Origin of the sequence: Microbacterium sp. 18062, assembly GCF_902706225.1 — a bacterium.
Classification (GTDB): domain Bacteria; phylum Actinomycetota; class Actinomycetes; order Actinomycetales; family Microbacteriaceae; genus Microbacterium.
This window is the reverse complement of sequence record NZ_CACSKB010000248.1, coordinates 1-484: the sequence shown is the minus strand read 5'-3', so window position 1 is coordinate 484 and position 484 is coordinate 1. Positions and strand designations below refer to the sequence as shown.

Here is a 484-nt window from a genome sequence, read left to right as displayed (position 1 = left end):
TGCGATCAAGGTGGATTGCCTCAGCGCTTTGATGTTCTCGTGAATCGAGTGGACGGAATTGTCTGTTATAAGGAACGGTGTGCCAATATAGTTATGATATGCCCATCAAAGAATAATCGTAAAAAAAAAGAAGAAGTTTGTAAATATTTTAATTAATCATGGGGTATGAGTTATGGCGGCAATTGGAGTTAGGGTTGTAAATGGCGTCAATTCGGTTGACACATGGCACATGTATGTCGTTCTCATAGACGATGATGGAAATAAGGTGTCATATGGTTTCTATCCTGACAATAAAAATCTTGGTAGTGTAGGGGCGGGAAGGGTTTCTAATGCTGATATTGACATGTATGAAAATAATCCCTCTCATCCACCGGATGTTTCGCGGGACTTTTACATTTCTAATTCAGAGTATGTGAGGCTTAAGGGGGTTTTTGATAAAGCGATGAGCCAGGGGTTGGATGCCTCGCAGCCTTGGGGTTATTAT

General features: G+C 41.1%; 1 protein-coding gene. It reads left to right on the top strand.

Annotated elements, in window-relative coordinates; translation table 11 throughout:
* Positions 1-229: 229 nt before the first annotated feature.
* Positions 230-484 (top strand): hypothetical protein (locus GVL03_RS19615; protein ID WP_159502606.1); only part of this gene is annotated, 255 nt, incomplete at its 3' end.